Annotated in this window: 17 protein-coding genes; 11 read left to right on the top strand and 6 right to left on the bottom strand. The window is 56.7% G+C overall.

What is annotated here, in order from left to right:
• Positions 1 to 642 precede the first annotated feature (642 nt).
• Positions 643 to 2,043, top strand: a complete 1,401-nt coding sequence (locus tag AC781_RS07970) for a hypothetical protein (RefSeq protein ID WP_141675824.1) — start codon at positions 643 to 645, stop codon at positions 2,041 to 2,043.
• 80 nt (positions 2,044 to 2,123) lie between these two features.
• On the opposite strand, the gene AC781_RS07975 is transcribed toward AC781_RS07970, so the two are convergent.
• Positions 2,124 to 3,122: a GGGtGRT protein gene (locus tag AC781_RS07975; protein ID WP_067776250.1), complete on the bottom strand. Its 999-nt coding sequence runs from the start codon at positions 3,120 to 3,122 to the stop codon at positions 2,124 to 2,126.
• Positions 3,123 to 3,161: 39 nt separating this feature from the next.
• On the bottom strand, positions 3,162 to 3,857 hold the full coding sequence (locus AC781_RS07980; protein WP_067776252.1) for an iron-sulfur cluster assembly scaffold protein: 696 nt from the start codon (positions 3,855 to 3,857) through the stop codon (positions 3,162 to 3,164).
• A gap of 262 nt (positions 3,858 to 4,119) precedes the next feature.
• On the opposite strand from AC781_RS07980, the gene AC781_RS07985 reads away from it, so the two are divergent.
• The 5 genes from AC781_RS07985 to AC781_RS08005 are packed head-to-tail and all read left to right on the top strand — an operon-like array spanning position 4,120 to position 11,621.
• On the top strand, positions 4,120 to 4,689 hold the full coding sequence (locus AC781_RS07985; protein WP_067776256.1) for a sigma-70 family RNA polymerase sigma factor: 570 nt from the start codon (positions 4,120 to 4,122) through the stop codon (positions 4,687 to 4,689).
• A 3-nt stretch (positions 4,690 to 4,692) separates the two neighbouring features.
• A complete protein-coding gene (locus tag AC781_RS07990) occupies positions 4,693 to 5,091 on the top strand; it encodes a hypothetical protein (RefSeq protein WP_067776258.1) in 399 nt (132 codons plus the stop codon).
• Between the two features lie 19 nt (positions 5,092 to 5,110).
• Positions 5,111 to 6,115, top strand: coding sequence for a S1C family serine protease (locus AC781_RS07995; protein ID WP_067776261.1), 1,005 nt, complete (start codon positions 5,111 to 5,113; stop codon positions 6,113 to 6,115).
• 53 nt (positions 6,116 to 6,168) lie between these two features.
• Positions 6,169 to 7,107 (top strand): hypothetical protein, encoded by a 939-nt coding sequence (locus AC781_RS08000; protein ID WP_067776264.1) that lies wholly within the window; start codon positions 6,169 to 6,171, stop codon positions 7,105 to 7,107.
• A 20-nt stretch (positions 7,108 to 7,127) separates the two neighbouring features.
• Entirely contained in the window at positions 7,128 to 11,621 is a 4,494-nt protein-coding gene (locus AC781_RS08005; protein ID WP_067776266.1) for an ankyrin repeat domain-containing protein, read from the top strand.
• A gap of 31 nt (positions 11,622 to 11,652) precedes the next feature.
• On the opposite strand, the gene AC781_RS08010 is transcribed toward AC781_RS08005, so the two are convergent.
• Complete coding sequence (locus AC781_RS08010) at positions 11,653 to 13,140, bottom strand: ankyrin repeat domain-containing protein (protein WP_172801764.1); 1,488 nt, start codon at positions 13,138 to 13,140, stop codon at positions 11,653 to 11,655.
• 34 nt (positions 13,141 to 13,174) lie between these two features.
• Positions 13,175 to 14,623, bottom strand: a complete 1,449-nt coding sequence (locus tag AC781_RS08015) for an ankyrin repeat domain-containing protein (protein WP_141675825.1) — start codon at positions 14,621 to 14,623, stop codon at positions 13,175 to 13,177.
• 184 nt (positions 14,624 to 14,807) lie between these two features.
• Here AC781_RS08015 and AC781_RS08020 point away from each other — a divergent pair, with 184 nt between their 5' ends.
• Positions 14,808 to 15,428: a DUF1353 domain-containing protein gene (locus AC781_RS08020; protein ID WP_067776273.1), complete on the top strand. Its 621-nt coding sequence runs from the start codon at positions 14,808 to 14,810 to the stop codon at positions 15,426 to 15,428.
• On the opposite strand, the gene AC781_RS08025 is transcribed toward AC781_RS08020, so the two are convergent.
• Positions 15,397 to 15,891 carry a hypothetical protein gene (locus tag AC781_RS08025; RefSeq protein WP_067776276.1) on the bottom strand — a complete coding sequence of 165 codons (495 nt, stop codon included), beginning with the start codon at positions 15,889 to 15,891 and terminating at the stop codon, positions 15,397 to 15,399. The two genes, AC781_RS08020 and AC781_RS08025, sit on opposite strands and share 32 nt — an antisense overlap.
• A 134-nt stretch (positions 15,892 to 16,025) precedes the next feature.
• The gene (gene rpsP / locus AC781_RS08030) at positions 16,026 to 16,268 is read right to left on the bottom strand and encodes a 30S ribosomal protein S16 (RefSeq protein WP_197677915.1); all 243 of its coding nucleotides are present in this window, start codon (positions 16,266 to 16,268) and stop codon (positions 16,026 to 16,028) included.
• 349 nt (positions 16,269 to 16,617) lie between these two features.
• On the opposite strand from rpsP, the gene AC781_RS08035 reads away from it, so the two are divergent.
• Genes AC781_RS08035 through AC781_RS08050 form a run of 4 tightly spaced genes read left to right on the top strand, consistent with a single transcriptional unit; the run spans position 16,618 to position 20,111 of the window.
• Positions 16,618 to 17,601 carry an AAA family ATPase gene (locus AC781_RS08035; protein ID WP_067776284.1) on the top strand — a complete coding sequence of 328 codons (984 nt, stop codon included), beginning with the start codon at positions 16,618 to 16,620 and terminating at the stop codon, positions 17,599 to 17,601.
• A gap of 11 nt (positions 17,602 to 17,612) precedes the next feature.
• Positions 17,613 to 18,503 carry a DUF58 domain-containing protein gene (locus tag AC781_RS08040; RefSeq protein ID WP_067776286.1) on the top strand — a complete coding sequence of 297 codons (891 nt, stop codon included), beginning with the start codon at positions 17,613 to 17,615 and terminating at the stop codon, positions 18,501 to 18,503.
• Positions 18,504 to 18,514: 11 nt separating this feature from the next.
• On the top strand, positions 18,515 to 19,123 hold the full coding sequence (locus AC781_RS08045) for a hypothetical protein (RefSeq protein ID WP_067776289.1): 609 nt from the start codon (positions 18,515 to 18,517) through the stop codon (positions 19,121 to 19,123).
• Positions 19,113 to 20,111: a VWA domain-containing protein gene (locus tag AC781_RS08050; protein WP_067776292.1), complete on the top strand. Its 999-nt coding sequence runs from the start codon at positions 19,113 to 19,115 to the stop codon at positions 20,109 to 20,111. Before AC781_RS08045 ends, AC781_RS08050 begins: the two co-directional genes overlap by 11 nt.
• The last annotated feature ends 10 nt before the right edge of the window (positions 20,112 to 20,121 follow it).

Here is a 20,121-nt window from a genome sequence, read left to right on the forward strand (position 1 = left end):
GTTCAGCACGGCGTGCGTCACGACTTTTTCCTCTCTCTTTTTCCTCCTCTCAAGTGCTCTCCGCAAGGTTTCGTCTCCTCGCTGCCGGTCTCCCGGCTTCAGCACTTCGAAAGTCTTTCCTGTAAAGTGTTCGCCTCTTCTCCTGAAGAGTTTGCCCGCGGCCCTCGCTTCACTCTCACTCGCCCTTGCCTTGCCGGCTTCCGGTTCGTTCCGTGTCGCGTCTTTCGCGGCGCCCCGTAGTGGGGTGAGGAGAGTTTACTCTTTTTTTCTCTCACGTCAAGGTTTTTTCACTCTTTTTTTCTTCACCTCCTCCCCAAACTACCCCCACAACACACCCATAACAACTCGCCTTGAACAATTTATACGTTTTTGACTTTTTGTGATTTTTTTAAAGAAAAATCCCACAAACTTGCAAAATTGGCGAGATTCTGTGCTTTCAGGCTCTTTCTTCGCTTTTCAAAGGGATTTTATCACACCAGACGGACTATATCTCGCCGAATTCAGAAAGAATGCCTCTCCTATAGGCTTCCCTCCGTTTTCCCATTTGGGTTGCACCTGTACCTCGGGGTAGCTTGCAAAGTTTTCTTCGTGAAACCTATCTTCTTTCTTGACACCATTGGCAAATGAAGGATGATGGATTATATGTTTCGCCATATTTGTTCCAGCTGTATCCTGGTTCTATTCGCAAATTCCGCGCATGCAAACGCAGCGGCGGATGCAAATGCTTCACCGTTGCACGTGGAGGAGGTCAATTCAGTTGCTACCGTTCATTCGGAGCAGCCGCTGGATTGGCCGTCAGGCGCATCTTTGCTCGAGTTCAAAAAGGACGGGATGCTTTTATCCCGGCTTATCGTGCCCGCCGGATATATCGAGACGGTTGTCGATGATGTTCTTGCACGTGTGGCCGTGAAAGTTCAGACGAGTAATGCCACGTTCGAGATTCACCTGTTCGATCCAGCCAGCAGGCAAAGTTTCCCCATCGATATCGATCCGCTTCACCGCGAGTTCACCCGGCTGGAGCCCCATATAACGCCGGAGATGTTCTGGAATGTTGCCCGGATTCAATGCGTGGAGTTCAAGAAGGGAACACAACACTGCGTCGTCGGCCAGGCGACCCATTCCAGGACATTCGGCCATTATGGCGCACTCAAGAGTATGACGATTACGGTACCGTTTACCATTGATATGGCCCAAAATCCTCCAAAAGAGCATTTTTTGGAGCAGCCTCGTGGCGCTTTGTCCATTCAGCCGGGTACCATCACGATCGAGGATGAGGCGCCACCCCTTGTTCCCATGGAGTCCATTCCGGCGGCATGGGTGCGCGAGTCATTTACCGGCAAGGAATACGGGCAGGCGCTCGTCGATGCCCAAAAGAAGGAAGACGCTGCATGGGACAAACTGAAGCAGGAGATTGAAACTGTGGGAGATGATCTGGTCGCCGAGTTCGATATTCGGCGCCGATTTTTCGAAGAACATCCCGATTTCGGTACGGATAGCAATGCCGGATGGTTTCCTGACTGGTTTTTGCTTTATCCCGAGGCAGCCAACGATCCGAATCTCGACCCCTCCATGAAAAGGGAGCTTGTTTTAAAAGATCTCGTGTTGAAATATGAAGAAATTTACCGGAACAACGCTCTTTCCGGTTCCGTTCGAGACAGGTTTCTCTACGCCTGCTGGCCTGTGCATAGGGACGAGGCACTTGCGAAAAAATGCTGGCAGGAGAGAGATGCTTTCGTGAAAGATCTGTTCCTGAAGCGCAGCAACAGTCTTGCTGGCGCCTTGCACGATTTTTCCATGACGAAGATGTGGTCGGAATTGACGAATCTTCCTCTTTCCCGATTCAAAGCGGGTTCCTCTCCCGCAGCAGGAGAATATTACCATCCCTATTATGAATGGAAGGAGCCGGACGGCAATACCCGGAAGCTCCAGTGGGATAATGTCGCCGCAGGGCTGGTTCTGAGCGAGGCGGATTCAGGCCGATGGATCAAGATTTTCACGCGCACCCCGGACGGCTGGAAGTCGTTTACCGTTCCGCAGGAATAGGAATGAGGTCTCGCTCAACGCAAAAAAGCGCCCGCGTGCCATTCGGTACGCGGGCGCTTGGTTTTCAGGATGTTTCCCGTTTACTTGGAAGCTTCTTCGATGGCAACGGCCACGGCGACGGTGGCGCCGACCATGGGGTTGTTGCCCATGCCGAGGAGACCCATCATTTCAACGTGGGCAGGCACGGAGGAAGATCCGGCAAACTGAGCATCGGAGTGCATGCGGCCCATGGTATCGGTCATGCCGTAGGAGGCAGGGCCGGCGGCCATGTTGTCCGGGTGCAGGGTACGACCCGTACCACCACCGGAGGCAACGGAGAAGTACTTCTTGCCCTTTTCATTGCATTCCTTCTTGTAGGTGCCTGCAACGGGGTGCTGGAAGCGGGTCGGGTTCGTGGAGTTGCCGGTGATGGATACGTCCACGCCTTCATGCCACATAACGGCAACACCTTCACGGACGTCGTCGCAACCGAATACGCGCACGGCGGCTTTCGGTCCCTTGGAGAACGCCTTTTCGCGCACGACATTCAACTTGCCGGTGGCATAGTCGAATTTCGTTTCAACGTAGGTGAATCCGTTGATGCGGGAGATGATGTAGGCAGCATCCTTGCCGAGGCCGTTGAGGCACACGCGAAGATCCTGCTTGCGAACGCGGTTGGCGGATTTGGCGATACCGATGGCGCCTTCAGCGGCGGCAAAGGATTCGTGGCCGGCGAGGAAGCAGAAGCATTCCGTTTCATCGCGCAGGAGCATGGCGGCCAGGTTGCCATGGCCGAGGCCGACCTTGCGGTCGTCCGCCACAGAACCGGGGATGCAGAACGCCTGAAGGCCTTCGCCGATGGCTTCGGCGGCTTCGGCGGCTTTCTTGCAGCCTTTGCTCAGAGCGATGGCGGCACCGACGACATAAGCCCATCCGGCGTTTTCAAACGCGATCGGCTGGATGTCATTCACGATTTTGCGAGCATCAATGCCCTTGGAGAGGACAAGCTTTTCAGCATCTTCAATCGAAGCAATACCGTACGGGGCGAGGGCTTCGTTGATCTGCTTGATGCGACGGTCGTAGGATTCAAAAAGAGGCATAATATAGATCCTTTCTCAATAAATGGTAATATGTTGTAATTATTCGTGGCGGGGATCAATGTGCTTCACGCCTTCTTCGTCGAAACGACCGTACTGACCGGTGCACTTCTGAACGGCTTCGTTGGCATCCATGCCCTTCTTGATCATTTCGAGCATCGGACCAACGCGGATGAACTGGTAGCCGACGATTTCGCCGTCTTCATCGACCGCGAGCTTGGTGATGTAACCTTCAGCCATTTCGAGGTAGCGGGCGCCTTTGGCACGAGTGCCGTACAGGGTGCCGACCTGGGAGCGGAGGCCTTTGCCAAGGTCTTCAAGTCCGGCGCCGATGGGAAGGCCGCCTTCCGAGAAGGCGCTCTGCGTACGGCCATAGACGATCTGGAGGAAGAGTTCACGCATGGCGGTGTTGATCGCGTCGCATACGAGGTCCGTATTCATGGCTTCCAGAATGGTTTTGCCCGGAAGGATTTCCGAGGCCATGGCGGCGGAGTGGGTCATGCCGGAGCAACCGACGGTTTCCACGAGAGCTTCTTCGATGATGCCGTTCTTGACGTTGAGCGTCAGTTTGCAAGTACCCTGTTGAGGAGCGCACCAGCCCACACCGTGGGTCAACCCGGAGATATCCTTGATTTCCTTGGCCTGTGTCCACTGCCCTTCCTGAGGAATGGGGGCCGGACCATGGTTGCAGCCCTTCTTGACGCAACACATCTGTTCGATTTCGTGAGTAAACTGCATAGTAATCTATGTTTTGCTAGAGGTTGACATGCAGTATAACTCCCCGATGGGAAGCTACACCTCGTCGAGCATATGATAACTGTTTTTTTCACCGCTGGCGAGTACAAAAACGAGATTTGTCCGTCTTTGCACCAAAGCATTATTTTTGCCTGATTATCAATAAAAAATAAAATTCAATACATCGTTCTCACACATTTTTTTGAAAAAAATCGCTTTTTATTTAGGACGATTCCTGTTTCATGCGTTATTATTCTTGTAAGGCATGCCGGAGAAAGCAATCAGGGACAGCAAAGAGACAGGGGATTCCCCCCTGGGCAATTGCGTCGATTGGTTCCGAACCAATCGGAACAGCCTGCTGGCTTTCGCCCGGCTTCAGGCGTCCGGCGATCTGGATGCCGATGACCTTCTGGCAGAGACGATCAAACAAATCGCCCGGGCACTTGCCGACAAGCGCGTGTCCGACTCTCCGGATGACCTGACGCCTTATGCCTTTACCACCATACGCCATACCGCCATCACCTGGCGGAGGCGCAATACGAATCGCCGCTGCTCGGAACAAAACTATAGTACTGAAGCCGAAGCCACGGAACAGATTCAACCATGGATGAGCGTTTCCGAAGATACCGACTATCTCAAGAACCGATTGCAGGAGAAGCTTCTCCAGCTGCCGGTCGAACTGGCGGAAATCATCATCATGAAAACCTGGAGCGAGCTTTCTTTCTCGGAGATTGCCCGCATTACCAATACCGCAAAGAGCACGGTGGACAGCCGATACCGAGACGCCCTTGCCCGACTGCGGAAAATGTTGCGAGAAGACCCCATATTCTACTGAACCATGTACAGCAATTCTACACCTCCCGAAGAGAGCGATATCGAGACATTGCTCAGGCAACTGGCCCTGCCCGAGATGGATTCCCGGCAAGGCACACGCCTTGAAGCATGTCTGATTACCGAATACTCGTCCCGGAAAAACCGAAAGAAATATATCGTCCTGGCGCTCGCCGCCGCTTTCATCGCCGTACTGGGCAGCCTCGCCCTTCTGGCACCCGGCACCACCCAGGCGGAAACATCCACCCGCCTCGTGCGCATCACCCCGCTGGGGAAACGCAACGAGGGTCAGGCATACAATCTCCTGTACGAAAACACCGTTTCCATCCCGACAGGAAAGAACGCCAAAGTCATCGTCACAGTCCCTGAAGAAAAAACCGTCATCGTATCCGATGACGTCATTTAACTCCACCTTCCGTTTGTCCATGAATACCATCAAACACATACTACTCCTTTTCATCCTCTCTATCCTGTGCGGAGCGGACTTGGTTCGGGCAAACGAAAAACAGGAGCCTACCGTCGTCCACCCCTCCGACTCCCCGGTGCTGTTCGGAGTCATTTCCACGGACATGCCGCTTGATATGAGAAAAGAACTGGGAACCCGGATCGCCGACGACGAGGGACTGTGCGTCACAGCCGTCTCCAGATTCAGCCCGGCGGAAGATGCCGGTATCCGCCCGGTCGACATCATCCTGAAAGTGGCCGGGCAGCCCGTCGCCACCAAGCTTGATCTCCTGATGATTCTGCAGAAATACAAACCGGGCGACACAATTCCCGTCCACATCCTGCGCCTCGACCAGACCAAGGAATTGAACCTCACTCTCGGCAGCCGCAACGGACTCCAACAGAAATACAAAGCGCGCAAAGAAACTTCCACTCTGACCTACGGCAAGGATTGCGACACCGCCACAGGGGTAGTCGCAGAAAACCCCTTCAATTTCGAATCACCACCTGCTTCCGCCCGGAACGATTTGCAATCCGAATGGTCCGCCGCTCAAGACAGTGAGCAAAAAGATTTGCACCGCAACAAAATAAATGCGTCGAAACGGGCTCCAAACAGCCAAATCCTCCCTCCTGCTACCATGAATCAAAAAACCGACCTCGTTCCTAATAAAATGGAGCAGATACAATGCCTCCAGAATACGGTCATCGACCAGCTCGCAACCGACAACCCCGACCGAAGCAAAGTACAGGATTCCCTGTTGCAAATTCGCGCATTGGCATCCGGGCGCACCGATCAGGGCCACGCCTCCATCCATCTCGAAGATGCCGAAGGGCAAATCATCATCAATGGCTCGAACCAGCACGTCACCGTGGAAACCATTCCAGAGAAAAAGAAAGCTGGCACAACCTACAGAATTGATATACCATCCAAAAGCAACCCTCTGCCGGAACCCGTTCGGAAACGCCTGCGTGACCTGAACCAGTAAGCGGCAGAAGCACCGCCACTTCCCGAAGCCCATTCACCTTCCCTCTTCATACGATGAATATCTTCCGCCTCCTGTCCGGAGTCCCGTTGATCGCCTTCACCGCTCCCGCCACCCTCCCGGCACAGAACATGACGCCGGAAATCCGGCAAGACATCGCCCGATTACTGACCCTTCAAGTACTCACCCATATCGGCGAATTGCAGGAAACCTTGGGGGCAGCCTTCCAAAAAATACTCTACGTCAACACCTACCGGAGCATTGTACTGTCCGGAAAAGAATGTCCCCAGCCTGAAGCAACCGCATGCCCGGCTGCCGCCATCCTTGCCAACAAACAGCTCCACCGGTACGGGGGAGACTTCGAGGGCAAAGACGTCATGACCAGCATACACACCGAGCTGGATACCTATGACCTGAACCAGGCCACATACCAAAGCGAACTTGAATTGATCCGCAAACGCCTGCGCGAACACTACCTCCCCATCCTCAAACAACGCGAACTTGCCAAGGAACGCCAGCTACTCCGGATAAACGCCACGAGGCCCGAAGTCACCGTCCTGCCGAACGGCATCCAATTCGAAATCGAACCCGGCAATCAGGATATACGGGACATCAGCCGCTCCACCAGCGAAACCGGCATCACCTTCTACACCCGCATCACGCGCGACATACAATTCGATGCCCTGCCGGAATCCATCCGGCAAATCGCCGACCAATTGCCACCCGCCTCGAGCTGGACCTTCTACATCCCTTACGAAGCGGAACAGGCCGCGGAAGAAGCCGGCCGCCGCGCGGCGCAGGACATGGCCACCCGGCGCGAAGAACGCCTGCAACAGCTGATACCGGATCACATGCGGAACTCCCGCCCGGCGCCGCCCACCGAAGCTGCGGCTCCACCCAGGGAACGCAAACCCCTATTGCGGCTCAAAGTCTGGAAAGACACCCCCGAATACCCCGCCACCGTGCGCCCCGATGCCATCGAAACCGTCATCTGAATCTTCCCATACATGCGGCCATGAAAGCGCAACACCTCCTTTTCCTGCTGTACGCAGCCACCTGCTATGGACAATCGAACGAGCCCGAACAGGCCCAGCCGCTCTCCTGCATCAGAACAGACAACAGACCCAACGCGAAATCCGCTTTTGAAAACGCCTCCCAGGCCATCGACTACCTGAACACGGCCATCGCGCCACTTTCTCCGGAAACGCGGCAACGGCTCACCGACGTCTGGAACCTCAAAACGCAGGACCAACGCATCGAAGCCCTGCATAAATGGATTGAGGAAACCCGCACATCCGGAAAATCGACCGATGCCGCCAGCTTCCTCATCATCGACGCCCAGTTGCGCTGGAACAACCACTTCTGCCATGAAGAACAGTCGCTCTTCTACCAGCACCTCACCCAGTCATTCCAAACGGACAACCCCGTCAACAACACTCGCACCAGACACTGGCTCGACTACCTCAGCTACTACACCCCCTGCCGCGTCGATGAAATCATCCCCATCATGGATGCGGTCAACGAACGGCCCCTGCAGCAAAACCTGAAAAGTTACAACCCATACATGATCAACATATGGCGGATCTGGACGGAACCCGTCGGATACGCATCCTCCATCATGTCCGGCAAAAACGACGGGGACAAGAACAAACTCAACTACATCCTGCACAACTATGATGCCCTCCTCAACAACCACGTCAGCCGGGGGCTCGTACGCTGGCGCTACGCCTACGGGCAAAACCTCCCCGAAGGAGTCGTCTCTGCCATGCGAGCCATGAAAGACCGGCACGAAGGCATCCTTCCCACCCCCGCCACGCTGGAAAACATCGGCAGGCAGGCGCGGGAACTCGAATCGGAACTGCAAGGCTTCATCCCCCGTTGCAAACTGGCAGTCGACCCCGCCGCCGAGCCCTGGATATCTTTGGACAATCCGGAAGCCACCCTCTTCCAAATGCCGGATACCTCAGCCGTCACCCTTCCACAATGGAACCCCACCCTCGCAGGCGCAGCCGACAGCCTTGAACAGGCATGCGGCATCCTGCAAAAACTGGCAGAACAGGCTTCCAACAATGGCACCCTGCAAGCCGTCCAAGCCTTCGCCCTGGCCGAAGGAGAACTGGCGCTTCCAAAAAACTACTGGCACTCATGGCTCGGCGTAGAAGGCTACGATACCTACAAATACACCATCAACTCCATCTACAAACCGGACGGCGTCGACATCACCATCACCAACACGGGCGCACGCTTCTCGCGCAACGATGCTATCCTGCAAAAAGCCTCGCGCGACCTCTCCGTCGCCTTGCACCGATGCATCCTCCACCTCGCCAGCCTGGAACATGCTGAAAAAGCGGATGTTCTGGCACAAGGCTGCAGCATGCTCGCACACACCATCAACCGATACGACCTCTGGCCCCTCCTGTGCAGCGAATATGAACTTCGCGGCATCAGCCCCGAAGCATACAGCGGACTTATTCGCGAATTCAAGGGCAAACCGGAAATGCTCAATGCCTTCGCCGCCTCTGCCGGCATGCACGGCATCACCCTCCTCTCGGAAGCCATCGACCGAGGGAACGTCACGGCCACACACATGGCCTCCCTCATGCGCGAATTCTTCATACTGAACAGCGCCATCACCGCCACGGAAGAAGAACGCCGCCGCATCGCCCGATCGTGGTTCGAGCAGGCAAAGCAACACAATCTGCCCACTATCACGCAATTCCTCTGCCTCAAGGGATATGCCAACCTCATCAACCAATGGCAGGACATCCCCTCACACTTCGTCTCCAACACATATGCCTATACGGGCTACAAACTCGTCAAACAGGCACTGGACACAGGAGACGCCGAACGCGCCAGCTTCATCTACAACCTCATGACCCAAGACCCCCGCAGCTACAGCCAGGCCACAACCCGCCTCGCCAAAGCAGCGCTGGAACAGGCAGAAGGTAACGTCGCGGCAACGGAACGAGCCGTTGCCGACGCAGTCATTCTGGCCGCCATCCAAACGGGCCGCAACGACTTTCAGGCATACATCGCCCGGCGCGCCCTCATCGACGACGGACGCCTCGTCGAAGTCGAAAAAATCCTCACCCTCCTTCGTTGGAAAGACAACCGCTTCCTGCAGCGATACCTCATGGAAGAATTCGCCCGCGCAGGACAATACGAATCGGCGGCATTCCAGGCCGGAAGCATGATGCACCTTGCCTGCATCAACTCCACCCCCGTCACCGGACTCAGCTCACAGGCAGACATCGTCGAACTCCGCATCTATGCAGACACCTGCCGCGCCCTCTCGCTCCTCCGGCAGGGAGAACCGGCCAAAGGGCATCCCCTGCTTGAAACTGCCCTGCAACAAATGCTCCCCATGCCGGAACTCGCCGCCAAACTGGCACCCGTCATCCTCTCCTGCCAATCCCTTCCCCCCGCCCAACGGGAAAAAATCAAACAGCGGCTACTCTCCGCCTGGGACAAAACTCAAAAACAGGCTGACCGCATCGCCCTCGGAAAAATAGCGCGTACACCCGTCAAAGACCTGATACCCGCTCCGGAAATAACGGGTGCCAGCGGCGAAGACTACGACCGCTACCCGAAATTCACCTCCAAAACATACGACTGGCATCTCATCCTTCCCGGAGGCACCAAAACCGAACTCTTCCAAGCGGCTATCGTCATGGCGGACTACGAAACCCCGCACAACAAATGGGTCTACCTGCGCAATGAACAGGGCCGCACCGCCACCGTCTTCCTGAACACACTCTTGCCGGAAGACATCGACAACATCATCGACTGGAAACGGCAGAACAACATCCACACATGGACGGAAGCCCCCTCGACCGACTCCCTGCGCTACGCGTGGCCGCCGCTGGACGGAACGCTCGTCTACAAATCGACTCACCTCATCGGCGCTCAAGCCGACATCGACGACGGAAACACCCCCTACATCCTGGTGCGCCGCCCCACGGGCAATATCCAGAGGCTCACATACGACCGCCTCAGGGAAGAAGACCGGAACATCATCGAAAAATGGGAGCAACCCGCCTTATCGACACAGGACACGCTTCGCACCTTCCCCTCATGGAAAAGAGCTCTTGCCTATGCCGAATGCAACCACCTCCTTGCCACAGCATACGTCCTAGGCAAAAGGGGAGGCCCCGAAGAAGACGAATTCAAAAAGCAAATCCTGGACGACCCGAACAAAATCGACCGTCTGAACAGACTGCATGCCGTCGTCATCTGTTATCAGAACGAAAACGGCGAATGGGATGAAAATGCCAAGGAAATCTTTCGACTCCTCCGCCCGACCATCGAAAGTATCAGCCCGCCCGGCAGCAACCCGGACAACAACCCCTACACATCCGGATTCTATTACACCTACGGACGCAATCACGCCATCTATGGCGCATCCTTCCGGCAAAATCACCTCTCGGCAGAAGAACTCGACTTCGAACAAGCAATCGAGCAGGCGGACACGCAAAAAGTATCCGGCATGCTCGCCCAACAACCGAACCTCCTTCGCACGCGATTCAGCATCGGCACCTTATCGCCCCTGTGCGTTGCCATCCGGCACGGCCACCACGACATTGCCCGCATCCTGCTGGAACACGGAGCCGAAGCGGACAGCCGCGACCCCTACGGCTACACCATGCTCTACACCGCCTGCCTGTACAGGAATGTTGAAATCGTAAAACTCCTGCTTCAGCATGGAGCCGATCCCGACCTTCCGACCTACCAGCATATGGGGTTCGACGACGACCTCATCCCTCGATGCCCCATCTCCGGATGCGGCAACCATCCGGAAATCTGCCGCATCCTCCTTGATGCAGGAGCCAACCCGAATGCTTCCCGCAACGGCGGCCCCTCTCCGCTTGTCCAGCTCACAGGCAGAGCACCCAAACCGGGCACGGACGACATAGCCAACACCACCGCATGCATCAACATGCTCCTGAAAGCGGGGGCGGATGTCCATGCGGAACAGGGCCGCGCCTTGAGCAACGCCGTCATCAACAACAGGCCCGAATGGGTCAAATCCCTGCTGGCCGCCGGAGCCGATCCCAACGGAAAAGGCGACCGGAAAGACGCCCCCCTTCACATCGTCAGAGAACCGGAAATCTTCCATCTGCTGCTTCAGGCAGGTGCCGTCATCGACCCTGACGACCCCTACACCATGAGCAATGCCGTATCCAACGGCCTGCGAGACTGCGTCGCCTATCTGGTCGAACGTGGCGCCCGCATCGACATCCATCCTGAAGGACAATCCCTCCTCCAATGGGCCGCACGAGGCACCACCCGCTACGAAACCGACTTCACCAAACAAAAAAAACGCATCGCCGCCATCATCGCCACCTCGGAATACCTCATATCCAAAGGACTGAACGTCAACGAAACGGACAAAACAGGCACCACCTTACTCGCCTATGCCCGCAAAAATGCGGCACCTGCATTTATCGACATGCTCCTTCGCCACGGAGCTCTCGACCAGCCAGTAGCCACCCAGCACAAGAATTCCTAATCACTGAAGCACGCCAAATAACCGCGAACTCTCACATCGCTTGCTTCCCGGGCGGCACCTTATGCGGAAACACCTCGGGCAACTTCGCCCGCAGCTCCGGAGACAGGGCATTCCATTGTTGGCGCAGCATCCGCGCATGACCGTACGGCAACCTGCCGAACCGTGCTACCGCACCGCCATCAGCCAAAAGCTTCACCATACGCACATCCGTAGCATCCGGCATCCGACCCTCGCGGAACAACCCGGCATAAAATGCCAGCACGGAATCGCCATCCCCATGCTTCCGGGCATTCGGAGATGCGCCATGAGCCAGAAGAAGCCGCGCCATATCCATCGCCAACTCCCGGCTCAATCCATCCTTGGCTCTGGCAACATGGCGGCAGCATGCCATAAGAGGAGTCTCTCCCGACAAAACATTCGGGAAATCGGCGGAAGCGCCCCTATCCAGCAACAGCTTCGCCACCTCCTGCATACGTGCGCCTACACTCACCTGCCCGGCCCCTGCCACCTCGCCCGACAACTGCGCAGGCAGAGACTCGCAAAGATACAGCAGCAAAGAACGCCTCACCGGAACATCCTCCAACTCCGGCCCCTCTTCAAACAATTCAAAACTCGCATCGGCCTCCACACCCCGATCCAACAGAAACCTTGCAATATCCAAAGCATCCCTGCACCTGGGAGACACCCACAGCAAAACAGGCCGCCCGTTGGACGGCACCTTCACATCGGCACCCATACCGCACAATTTCTCCACCAACTCCAGACGCCCCATAGCCACGGCGGCACCGAGCGCCGTGACCCTCGGCTCACCTCCCAGATCGTTCAACTCGGGCGCCTGCTCCAACAACACATCCACCACCTGCATATATTCCGGGTAACGGGCGGCCCACATCATCGCCATATAGAGAGGCCTGTACCCCGCCACGCTCCGCCCGTTCACATCCGCTCCATGATCCAGCAAAAACCTGACCATTCCGACTTGATCTTCCACCGAATGCTTCGACTGGCCGCAGAAAGTATAGGGGTGCATCGCCAGCGTCAGCGGAGTATCACCCTCCGGATGAACCATCCATTCGCTCACCGCGGCCATCCGCCCATTCACCTGAGCCCCCCGCTCCACCAAAACACGCGCCAAATCGTACTCCCCCAAACCCAGAGCCAAATGCAACAGGGACTCGCCACGCTCATTCGATCTCGCCGCGTCTCCCGTACGCAACACTTCATCGATCAGAGCCAGCCGGGACCCAAACACCTGCCACGCATGGCGGCTATTCCGGGTCTCGCACCATACCTTCATCGCGGGCTTCAACCATGGGACATCAAACCATCCCTTCTCCCCATCGGAAAACAAAACCTCGCGCTCAAGCAGCACCTCATACTCCTTCACATAATAATCGCGCACTAATGCCAAACTCTGCCGCTCGGGCATCGTCCATGAAACATGATACTCCTGCTCGCGTTCCGGCAAAACGGCCAACACGACTCCGGCAGCAACCGCAGCCAACAACAAACCGTTCATCCACTTGAATCTCATCTGAAAAAACAATTTAATCCTATTCAACCGCATCCTTCAAAATGGACAATTCAGGCAAACGGGCAAAAACATCCGGAGGCAACTCCTTCAACCGCTTAATCTCCCATTGGTCCGGCTTGCCATCCGACCACAGCAGATCGACCTGCGCACCTTGATCCAGCAGCAGGCGCACCATACGCACAGCAGCCTCCCGACTCTTGCCATCTTTCGACGACAAACAGCTGAAACATTCCGCTAAAGCCGTCTTTCCATTCTTGGGATTCACCACATTCACGGAAGCACCCTTCTCCAGCAAAATTCGCGCCATATCCAGCACCCGCTCGACCTCTTCCGGCCCCTCCTGCAAAGTAGCGATCGAAAGATCGCGGCACAGCTTCATCAACAGAGTCTGCTCGGAAGCTGACACATCCGTCCCCATACCGTCTTCCACATCTTCCGGCAACGTAATCATTCTCGCATCGGGATCGGCTCCGTGATGCAGCAGCACCTTCAAAATGGCCGGAGACGACTCGCGACTGCAATTCACCTCCACTAAAGGACATCTCCAACCGCCACGGAAGCGAACGGACCTATTCACCTCCGCTCCCATCCCGATCAGCCTTTCCACCATAGGGAGATTGCCGAACGACACGGCGGAACACAATGCCGAAAACTCATATTCCTCTTCCCTCACATCGATTTTTGCTCCTCCATCCAGCAACAGCCCGGCAATCTCCGTATACTCCGGCTGTACACTCGCCCACAAAAACGCCAATTCCAATGGACACAAATCATTGATCTGCCTCACGTTCGCATCCGCTCCATGCTCAAGCAGAAACTTCACTACATCAATGCGCCCCGCTGCCTCGAACCTCTTCTGAGCCCCCCTATCATCGGCCACCAGATCCTCAAACATCGGAAAAGGAGTGATGGCATAGGTCAAAGGAATGTCGCCCTTACCCTCTACATCCATCCCGAAACGCGGTTGCATATACACCTGCAGATTCACGTCGGCTCCACGATCCACCAGCGCCTTGGACAGATCGTGAAACCCCATGGCAAGGGCCAGATGAAGAAGAGAAAAACGATCCTTGTTCGCATACTTGGCATCACCCGTCTTGGCCGTATGCTCGACCATCTGCAAAAACGGATACATCATCACATGAACACACACGCGCTTCACACTCCGGGTAACCGCCTTACTGAAAATGTTCGGCTCATTCTCCAACAAAGCGCCGTCCCCGCTCCTTGAAAGCTTGCCATTCAGATCCTTTTCAACCTGTTCCCAAAAAGAAAGCTCTTCGCGATCAATCATCTCAAGCATCCGGCTGCGGGCCTCCCCGCATCGGCGGTAAACACCGTCGATCGCCTTCCGGTCCTGCGCAGACCATGAATCGTGATATTCCAAATCCTGAGCGGATTGAGCCACGGAAACCAACCCGGCTGCCGCAGCAACCGGCACCTGCCAGCAAAAAGAACGGTACATCATGATAAATGGGTAAGGGAGCAAAACAGCCGCTTCCATTGAATCAACGGAAATCAGGCCATCCAGACTGCCTCCATTCATAACACACGTCCCTCGCCTCGTCAAACGAATACCGCCTCCCGCCTCCTCAACAGGCGCACTTTGCCATTGCCATCACCCCCCTCCGTTCCTATAATACGAGAAAGGTATGAGGCATCCCTTTCCCCTCGCATTAATCATCTATGCAGGCGGCTTGATCCTGCCCGCCGCCTGCAGCCAAATGGCGCCGGAAGTCGTCTCCGGCGCCCTTACTTCTCCGTTGCCGGAAAAAAGCGGAAACAAACAGCACCTGCACACCCCCCACCCCGGCGAAACGAAATGGTACCTCTTCCTGCCTGAAGAAGCGCCGGGAGCCTGCCTCAAAACCGCACTCGACCTTCACTGGAAATTCGCCCCCTCCCTCGACCTCGGCGAATGGAAAGCCTACCGGCCTTCCGACCGCAAACTCATCATGGAAGCCAAAGGCTCAGAATTCATCCTGTACCGCGGATATGTCTGGGATGGAGCCACCATCGGCATCACCACCGTCGCCCTGCTCGCTCCCACCGTCGTACATGATGCCCTCTACCACGCACTCATGCACAAGGCGCCCATCAACCGCGCCATTGCCGACGCCATCTTCCGCGAACTCATGAACCAGCACCGCTTCCCGGCCGCTTCCCGGTACTACTACGGAGCCAGATGCGCAGGCACCGTCTTCAACAACCCGGACAACCCGCCCACCCTCATCATGGAAATCACTCGGAAGGCGAACCAACCTGCCGGATAAGCCCCTCAAGCTTTGCCGAGAAAGGCACCTCCTTACCTTCACCTCTCTCATACGGAAAAGCAAGACGGAACGGCTCAAACACCGAACGCTCATCTCCCGTCCAAGAAATCAACGGAGGCAGAAACGGCAGCTTCAAAATACCGTACTTCCAATCGTACGTCACCTTCACGTCACCGGAAATCACCCTCTCACGCCCGGAACCGCTTCCCGTTGCCGTACGCCTCACATCCACCAGCTCCGCCCGAAGAGGTTTCTTCGTTGCGGCAAACAGCACAAAACCGTACTGCGAACTCTCATCCTCCATCTTCCCGTTCACCATCTCCCGCACGGTCCTGTTCTCTCTCGGTTGCGACGAATCGACAGGATAAAACGCCTGTCCCTGGCTTGATGCATCGATCGTACAGGACACGCCTCCGCACAACACGGCGGCACTCAACACACATCTCTTCCGGAAAGCAATCATGCCCCCATCCTAGACTACTGCCGAAAAATGAAAAGAGGACAGCATGTCATCGCACCTGAACGAAACGGCGGCACGAAAAAACGACTCTCCGGTTGATCGGAGAGTCGCCACAAACAATCAATGAAAGAAACTTGTCAGGCCTTCGCACGAGCCTTCACGATCATCGAATTGACCGTTTCGGAAGGCTGGGCGCCGTTGGCAAGCCACTTGTCCACCTTTTCCAGATCAAGCGTATAGTTTTCACCTTCCTGCATGGGATTGTAGGTGCCTACTTGTTCGATAAACGAACCGTCGCGACGAGCGCGGCTGTCGACGACAACGATCTTGTAATAGGGACGGTCCTTGGAACCTTGGCGATTGAGACGGATTGCTACCATAATTCAGTATATTTACAGAGATTCTTATGCGAGAGGCGGCCCGTGTTCACACAATGAACGGACGCATCCAGCCTGCGGGGCACGCAAGATGCCACAAATCACCCCCAATGTCAAGCATAAGAGAAACTTTTTTCTCAAAAGTCGGCAGACGCCTTTCCTGCACACCGAACGGGCGAACTTTCCCGGCAACCGACGTAAAATTCAGGCGCCTCAAACTAACATATTCAACGAATCTACCGAAAACCGTGTCGAAACGTACGAAACGCCGGGCGTAGAATGATCCTTGAAAAGATCTCGCTTCTGTGCTAATCATAACGGCGCATCATCCATTCCACGAATCCTGCCAGCCATGGATACACAACAATTCAACGAACAAATCGCGCAACACTCCTCTTGGATATCCCCGTTGCGCTCCGAAATCGCGAAAGTCGTCATCGGCCAGCAGGCACTGGTCGACCGCCTCGTCCTCAGCCTCCTCTGCAAAGGCCACGTCCTTCTGGAAGGCGTCCCCGGCCTCGCCAAAACGCTATCCGTCAAAGCGCTTGCCGGAGCCATGCACGCCGCCTTCTCGCGCATCCAGTTCACCCCGGACCTCCTGCCTGCCGACCTCCTCGGCACCATGATCTACAACCCCGAGAGCCGCCAGTTCATCGCCAAAAAAGGCCCCGTCTTCGCCAACCTCATCCTTGCGGACGAAATCAACCGCGCCCCCGCCAAAGTCCAGTCCGCTCTCCTCGAAGCCATGCAGGAACGCCAAGTCACCCTCGGCGAAACCACCTACCCCCTGCCCAACCCCTTCCTCGTCCTCGCCACCCAGAACCCCATCGACCAGGAAGGAACCTACCAACTCCCCGAAGCCCAGCTGGACCGCTTCCTCTTCAAAGTCATCGTCGACTATCCCAACCGCGACGAAGAACTGCAGGTCCTTGACCTCATGTCCAGCACCTCCCCGCCCGTCGAAACGCAAGCCGTCGTCACCATCGAACAAATCGACACCTCGCGGCAGCTCATGGACAAAATCTACATCGACCCCGCCGTCCGCTGCTACATCGTCGACCTCGTCCGCGCCACACGCGCCCCCGAAACCGTCGACCGCACCCTTACAGGCATGATCCGGGCCGGGGCATCCCCCCGCGCCACCATCAACATCGCACTCGCATCCAAGGCCCTCGCCTTCATGCGCCACCGCTCCTTCGTCACCCCGCAGGACATCAAAGACCTCTCGCACGACATCCTCCGCCACCGCATACTCCTCTCCTACGAGGCCGAAGCGGAAAACATCTCGACGGACGACATCATCGACCGCATCCTCTCCAAAGTACCCGTACCGTAAACCCATCCGCCGTGGACAAAGCGCAAGACATCCTGAAAAAAGTCCGCCGCATCGAACTGCGGGCCCGTAAACTCGCCACCGAAACCTTCGCCGGCGAATACAGATCCGGCTTCCGCGGCCAAGGGCTGGACTTCGACGACTTCCGCGAATACCTCGCGGGAGACGACCCCCGCTTCATCGACTGGAAAGTCACCGCGCGCATGAATACCCCCTTCGTCCGCAAATTCAGGGAATCGCGCGAACAGGCCCTCATCCTCGTCGTCGATGCCAGCGGATCCATGCGCTACGCCTCGCAGGGGCATGACGACAGCAAACTCGAATACGCCGCCCACATCGCCGCCGTACTCGCCTACAGCGCCGCCAAAAACGGAGACAAATGCGGCCTCCTCATCTACGGGCAGCAAACGCACTTCTACCTTCCGCCTGCCAAAGGAATGAAGCAAACTCTGCGCATCATCCGCGAAATACTATCCACCCGCACCGATGAACAGGACGACTCGCTCAACGATGTCGCCGATGAAATCCTCAGCACACAGCGCAAATCCGCCATGGTCTTTCTCATCAGCGACTTCTGGGCACCCACCGATCGCAAAGCCCTCGGCAAACTCTCCTTCAAACACGAACTCATCCCCATCCGCATCGTCGACGACCGTGAACTCCGCCTGCCCGACACGGGCAGAGTCATCTTCCGCGACCCGGAAAACGGCGACTTCATGAACGTCAACCTCGAAAACTCCGGCCTCCGCGAAACGCACGCCCAGCTCACCGCCCAGCACCGCGAAGAATGGTCCCGCGACTTCAAAAAACTGGGCCTCGACTACCTCGACCTCCAAACAGGAGACGACTACATGGCCCCCCTGCGCGCACTCTTCTCCCGGCGCTCCCGCCAATTCTCCCACTAACCGCATCCACCGTGACTCCCGCATCGACCATACCGGCAGCTCCCGCCGCAAACCAACAGGGCATCGCCGAAGAAATCCCCATCCTTGACGACCCGGTCACACCCGAAGGCTACCTCTCCCCGGAAGGCCTCGGCTCACTCGAGTGGACCCTCATCATCGCAGGCATCATCCTGCTGGCCGGACTCATCTCATGGTGGATCGTCATGCGGAAAAAGCCAACCACACCGCCACCCACAGCCGCCGAAAAAGCTCTGGCGGAAGTCGACGAACTCGAAACCTACAAACCCAGCCTGAAGGAATGCGCCCTCAAGCTCTCCCTCATCCTGCGCCGGTACATCTCCGGCAACACCGCCGACCCCGCCCTCTACGAAACCCATCAGGAATTCAACCTCCGCGCCGACTCCCTGTCCGCCCTTCCCGAAACGCTTCAAAACTACACCCGCCAGCTCCTCGACTACATGGCCGCCCTCAAATACGAAGCCAACACTCCGCAGGACGAAGCCATCGCACAACAAATCATCAACGACACAAAAAAACTCATCGGCGACATCGACCGGGCCTCCGCCCCGCACGATAATGTAACAAACCCGCAGGAACCCAAACGCAACCATGCCCGCTGACACCCAGTACCTGTTTGCATCCCCGGAATGGCTCTATGCCATCCCTCTGCTCCTTGCATGCCTCCTCCTCCGGCGCAGAAGAGGCTCATCCGGCTCCATCGACCATCCCACCGTCCGCTTCGTCCGCATCTGGGCGCAAAACCCCGACTCTCTGGCAGGCCGACTGGGGGCCTTCCTCTTCGTTCTCGGCGCCATGGCGCTCGCCGTCGCACTGGCGCGCCCCCAAATTCAAAACTCCCGCACCTACACCACTGCCAGCGGCATCGACATCATGATCGCCTTCGACCTCTCCGGCTCCATGGCATCGGCCGACATGAAAACTGACAAATCGTCCAACAGCATCTCCCGCCTCCGGGCCGCACAGGAAGTCGTGGATCAATTCATCGAACAACGCCCGAACGACCGCCTCGGAGTCGTCGCCTTTGCCGCTCTCACCAAAGCCTGCAGCCCCCTCACCCTCGACCACCGCCTCGTCCGCCAGATCGTCCGCCGCTTCCACCTCAACTTCATCCCGGCGGACGGCACCGCCATCGGCTCCGCCATCGCCCTCGCCGCCACGCGACTCTCCGAACGCAAAGACACCAAATCCAAAATCATCATCCTCGTCACCGACGGAGCCAACAACACAGGCGAACTTTCGCCCATCGAAGCCGCACGCGAAGCCGCCAAACTCGGCGTCCGCATCTACACCATCGCCATCGGCACCGACGAAGGCTCCCGCACCCCCTACATGCGCAACATCGACGCCTTCGATGAAAAAACCCTCAAGGAAATCGCCCGCATCACCGGAGGAGAACACTTCCGAGCCAACGACAACACCAAACTTGAAGACGCCTTCGGCACCATCGACAAACTGGAAAAAACCGAAGCCAAAAAACGAAACGTCGTCACCACACAGGAACTCTTCATCTACGCCCTGATGGCAGCGGCGGCCTTCCTGACCGCAGGCCTCTCCCTGAACATCCTCCGCCCCCATCCCGCACCGTAACCCCTCCCCC

Source organism: Neoakkermansia glycaniphila, from assembly GCF_001683795.1.
GTDB lineage: Bacteria > Verrucomicrobiota > Verrucomicrobiia > Verrucomicrobiales > Akkermansiaceae > Akkermansia > Akkermansia glycaniphila.

Bases quoted from the DNA above. Each gene is read 5' to 3' on its own strand.
- AC781_RS07970 (WP_141675824.1), top strand. From the start codon at position 643: ATGTTTCGCCATATTTGTTCCAGCTGTATCCTGGTTCTATTCGCAAAT.
- AC781_RS07975 (WP_067776250.1), bottom strand. From the start codon at position 3,122: ATGCCTCTTTTTGAATCCTACGACCGTCGCATCAAGCAGATCAACGAA.
- AC781_RS07980 (WP_067776252.1), bottom strand. From the start codon at position 3,857: ATGCAGTTTACTCACGAAATCGAACAGATGTGTTGCGTCAAGAAGGGC.
- AC781_RS07985 (WP_067776256.1), top strand. From the start codon at position 4,120: ATGCCGGAGAAAGCAATCAGGGACAGCAAAGAGACAGGGGATTCCCCC.
- AC781_RS07990 (WP_067776258.1), top strand. From the start codon at position 4,693: ATGTACAGCAATTCTACACCTCCCGAAGAGAGCGATATCGAGACATTG.
- AC781_RS07995 (WP_067776261.1), top strand. From the start codon at position 5,111: ATGAATACCATCAAACACATACTACTCCTTTTCATCCTCTCTATCCTG.
- AC781_RS08000 (WP_067776264.1), top strand. From the start codon at position 6,169: ATGAATATCTTCCGCCTCCTGTCCGGAGTCCCGTTGATCGCCTTCACC.
- AC781_RS08005 (WP_067776266.1), top strand. From the start codon at position 7,128: ATGAAAGCGCAACACCTCCTTTTCCTGCTGTACGCAGCCACCTGCTAT.
- AC781_RS08010 (WP_172801764.1), bottom strand. From the start codon at position 13,140: ATGAACGGTTTGTTGTTGGCTGCGGTTGCTGCCGGAGTCGTGTTGGCC.
- AC781_RS08015 (WP_141675825.1), bottom strand. From the start codon at position 14,623: ATGATGTACCGTTCTTTTTGCTGGCAGGTGCCGGTTGCTGCGGCAGCC.
- AC781_RS08020 (WP_067776273.1), top strand. From the start codon at position 14,808: ATGAGGCATCCCTTTCCCCTCGCATTAATCATCTATGCAGGCGGCTTG.
- AC781_RS08025 (WP_067776276.1), bottom strand. From the start codon at position 15,891: ATGATTGCTTTCCGGAAGAGATGTGTGTTGAGTGCCGCCGTGTTGTGC.
- rpsP (WP_197677915.1), bottom strand. From the start codon at position 16,268: ATGGTAGCAATCCGTCTCAATCGCCAAGGTTCCAAGGACCGTCCCTAT.
- AC781_RS08035 (WP_067776284.1), top strand. From the start codon at position 16,618: ATGGATACACAACAATTCAACGAACAAATCGCGCAACACTCCTCTTGG.
- AC781_RS08050 (WP_067776292.1), top strand. From the start codon at position 19,113: ATGCCCGCTGACACCCAGTACCTGTTTGCATCCCCGGAATGGCTCTAT.